A 4,436-nucleotide genomic window follows, 5' to 3' on the forward strand; every position below is an offset into this window, starting at 1 on the left:
ATGATGCGATTAATGGTAGTCAGATTAACACGATTTCTCAGAATGTAGCTAAATTCCTTGGTGGCGATGCAAAATTTGTTGACGGTACGTTTACAGGACCAACCTACAAGTTATCCAAGGTTGATGCAGATGGTAATATAACAGACAGTTCTTTTAATAATGTTGGTAGTGCATTTACTGGTCTTGATGCAAATATCAAGAATGTGAATGCACGGATTAAGGAAGTTTCTGAAGGGGTAGCGCAGGATTCTTTGAATTGGAGCAAGGAAGCCAATGCCTTTGTAGCACGTCATGAAAAGAGCAAAGAAGAAAAAGGCAGAGCTGTAAGGACACAAGAAAACAGTAGAATTACGTTTCTAGCAAATGGTGAGATTAGCGCCAAATCAACAGATGCTGTAACGGGTAGTCANCCTTGCAAATGGTGATGTTTCTAAAGATTCAACGGATGCTGTAACGGGTAGTCAGCTTTTTGAAACGAATGATAAGGTTATTACTTATTTAGGGGGCAATGCAGCTTTTAATAATGGTGCGTTTACAGGGCCAACCTATAGTTTATCGGAGATTGATAAAGATGGTAAGATAACAGCCAAACCTTTTACCAATGTTGGTTCAGCATTTGAAGGACTTGATACAAATATCAAGAATGTGAATCAGCGTATTAAGGAAGTTTCTGAAGGAGTCGCACAGGATTCCTTGAATTGGAGTAATGAAGCCAATGCGTTTGTAGCTAAGCATGGAACGGAAGGAAGCAGTAGCAAATTGAAGTTTCTTTTAGATGGAGAAGTTTCTAAAGGTTCAACAGAAGCGATCACTGGCAACCAACTTTATTCAATGAATCAAACAGTTGCGACGTATTTTGGTGGAGGAGCTGGCTATGAAAATGGAAAATGGGTTGCCCCTACCTTCAAGCTTAAAACTATCAATGATGATGGTAGTACTGGTGAGGAAAAGGTTTACAATAGTGTAGCGGAAGCATTTGCTGGTGTTGCGAGTTCTATTACGAATGTTCATAATGATGTGACGAATGTAGTGAGTGATAGCCTTGCCAAGCAGGATGATGATACGAAGGTTATTACTATTGGGAAAGAAGTAGAAGGTACAGAACTCAATATTGCCAACAGTAAGAAAGAAGAAAGGATTCTTTCTGGTGTTAAGGCAGGAGTGCTTTCAGCAGAATCGACAGAAGTTGTAAATGGCTCTCAGTTATTTGCGACTAATAAAAATGTTACGACAGTGACTACCAGTCTAGACAGTGTTTCTAAAAATACATCGAGCTATTTAGGTGGTGGTGCTGATGTGCTTGTAGGTAATCTTCCGACGTATGTTGTTGGTGGTCAGTCATATCATGATGTTGGTTCAGCCTTTAGCGGTGTTGATACATCGCTGACAGATCTTCATAATGAGCTTTCTAAGAACAGCAATGAACTTACGCAGACCATTGAGCAGAATGCTTTGTTGTGGAACGATGACGCGCATGCCTTTGTGGCGCGTCATGTAAAGAACAAAGAGAAAGATGGTCAAGTTATAGCGGAACAAGAAAACAGCAAATTGAAGTTTCTATTAGATGGAGAAATTTCTAAAGGTTCGACAGAAGCGATCACGGGCAATCAGCTTTATTCAATGAATCAGACATTTGCGACCTATTTTGGTGGAGGTGCAGGTTATGATAAAGATGGACAATGGAAAGCACCAAGTTTTGTGATCAAGAAAGTTGATGCGGAAGGTAAAGAAAGTGAGGAAAGCTACAATAGTGTAGCGGAAGCATTTGCTGGTGTTGCGAGTTCTATCACGAATGTTCATAATGATGTAACCAATGTTGTCAGTGATAGCCTTGCCAAGCAGGATGATGATACGAAGGTTATTACTATTGGGAAAGAAGTAGAAGGCAGTGAAATCAATATAGCCAACAAGACTGGTACGGATCGGACACTTTCCGGTGTTAAGGCAGCAGAGAAAGACAATGAAGCAGTCAATAAAGCGCAACTTGATAAAAGTTTAGAGAAGCTTTCTACCAGTCTTCAGTCTGATGATTCAGCTGTTGTGCATTACGATAAAAAAGATGGTGATAATGGCGGCATTGATTACACGAGTGTGACTTTAGGTAAAGGTAAGGATGCAGGACCAGTTGCACTTCATAATGTTGCCGAAGGTAATATTGCTAAGGATTCAAGGGACGCAATTACAGGTGGTCAGCTTTATTCCTTAGGGGACAATGTTGCAACTTATTTAGGTGGTGGCGCTGAATATAAGGAAGGTCAATGGAGTGCTCCAAGCTTTAAAGTTAAAACTGTCAAAGGTGATGGTAGTGATGTTGAAGATAAGGAATATAAAACTGTAGCGGAGGCATTGGCTGGAGTTGGTGCTTCCATCACCAATGTTCGCAAAGAGATTAACAATGAAATTACTAATGTTGTCAGAGATAGCCTTGCCAAGCAGGATGAAAAGACAAAAGTTATCAATATTGGTACAGAAGTAGAAGGCAGTGAAATCAATATCGCAAATAAAGACAAAGGGGATAGAATACTTTCCGGTGTGAAGGAAGCAACGAAGAATAATGAAGCAGTCAACAAAGAGCAACTTGATAAAAGTTTAGAGAAGCTTTCTAACAATCTTCAGTCTGATGAATCGGCTGTTGTTCACTATGATAAAAAAGATGGTGATAATGGCGGCACTAATTATGCGAGTGTGACTTTGGGTAAAGGTAAGGGTTCTGCATCTGTTGGTTTGCATAATGTTGCCGAAGGTCAGATTAGTGAGAATTCGCATGATGCGGTTAATGGCGGTCAGATTTCTAAGGTTTCTCAGGATATTGCGGAATACTTAGGTGGAGGTACAAGCTTTAAAGATGGTACTTTCACGGGTCCAACCTATAAATTATCCAGTGTTGATGCAAAAGGCGAGGAAGTAGAAAAATCCTATAGTGATGTTGGTTTAGCCATTGAAAGCATTGATACGAATTTCAAGAATGTAAATAGCAACCTAACGAATAAGTTTAATGAACTTACTGAAAACATCACGAATATTACTCAGGAAGTTCAAGGCGATGCGCTGTTGTGGGATAAGGACGCAGAGGCATTTGTAGCGACGCATGGAGAGAAGGAAAGCAAGAGTAAGATTACATTTCTTTCCAATGGAGAGGTTTCTGCAAGCTCAAGTGATGCGATCAATGGTTCACAGCTTTTTGAGACGAATAAGACTGTTGCAACTTATTTAGGTGGTGGCGCTGAATATAAGGAAGGTCAATGGAGTGCTCCAAGCTTCAAGGTTAAGATCGTCAAAGAAGATGGCAGTGCTGTTGAAGAGCAGAGCTATGATGATGTTGCCAAAGCATTTGCAGGTGTAGGGAATTCATTCACAAATATTCACAAAGAGCTTAAGAATGAGATTAACCAAGTTGTAGGAGATAGTCTTGTTAAGCAAGATGAAAAGACACATGTTATTAGTGTAGGGGGTGAAAAGAGTGGTACAGAAGTTAAGCTTTCGAATATTGATGGTGCTGCACGGACCCTTTCCGGTGTGAAATCAGGAACGCTTTCGGAAGCATCGAGTGATGCAGTGAATGGTTCACAGCTTTTTGCGACCAATCAAAATGTAAGCAGTGTGTCAAACAATCTTGAAACAACAGCTACGAATATAGCTAAATCTTTAGGTGGTGGCGCTGAATATAAGGAAGGTCAATGGAGAGCTCCAAGTTTCAAAGTTAAGAGCGTTAATGAGGATGGTAGTGCTGTTGAAGAGCAGAGCTATGATGATGTTGCTAAAGCGTTTGCAGGTGTAGGGAATTCATTCACGAATATTCATAAAGAGCTTCAGAATGAGATTAATAGAGTTGTAGGAGATAGTCTTGTTAAGCAGGATGATGCTACGGAGGTAATCAAGATAGGTGGTGAAAAAGAGGGTAGTGCAATCACAATTGCAAATATGAATGGTGATGCACGTAGTCTCTCTGGCGTGAAAGCTGGCACACTTTCTGAAGGCTCGACAGAAGCAGTGAATGGTTCTCAGCTTTATTCCTTGAATCAGACGCTAGCGACTTATTTTGGTGGTGGCGCTCACTATGAAGATGGTCAATGGGTAGCACCTACTTTCAAAGTTACGACATTTAATGATGATGGTAGTCCAGAAGAGCGTAGCTATCCCAATATTGCTGAAGCGTTTGCCGGTGTAAGCAATTCATTTACAAAGCTTCATAATGAGATTTCAGACAATATTGAGCAGAATGCGTTGTTGTGGAGTGATGAAGACAGTGCGTTTGTAGCGCTTCATGGGAAGGGAGATAAAAGAAGTAAGAGCAAACTGAAGTCAGTTTTAGATGGCGATATCTCTGAAGGTTCGACAGAGGCGATTACGGGCAATCAGCTTTATTCCTTGCATCAGACGCTAGCGATGTATTTAGGAGGAGGAGCTAGCTATGAAGGTGGCGAATGGAGGGCTCC

General features: G+C 40.8%; 1 pseudogene. It reads left to right on the top strand.

Annotation, left to right across the window (positions count from 1 at the left end):
* Positions 1 to 693: 693 nt before the first annotated feature.
* Positions 694 to 4,436, top strand: a pseudogene (locus ACFILU_RS07250) (hypothetical protein); the annotation flags it as partial.

Source organism: Bartonella sp. CL100XZDX, assembly GCF_042195375.1.
GTDB lineage: Bacteria > Pseudomonadota > Alphaproteobacteria > Rhizobiales > Rhizobiaceae > Bartonella.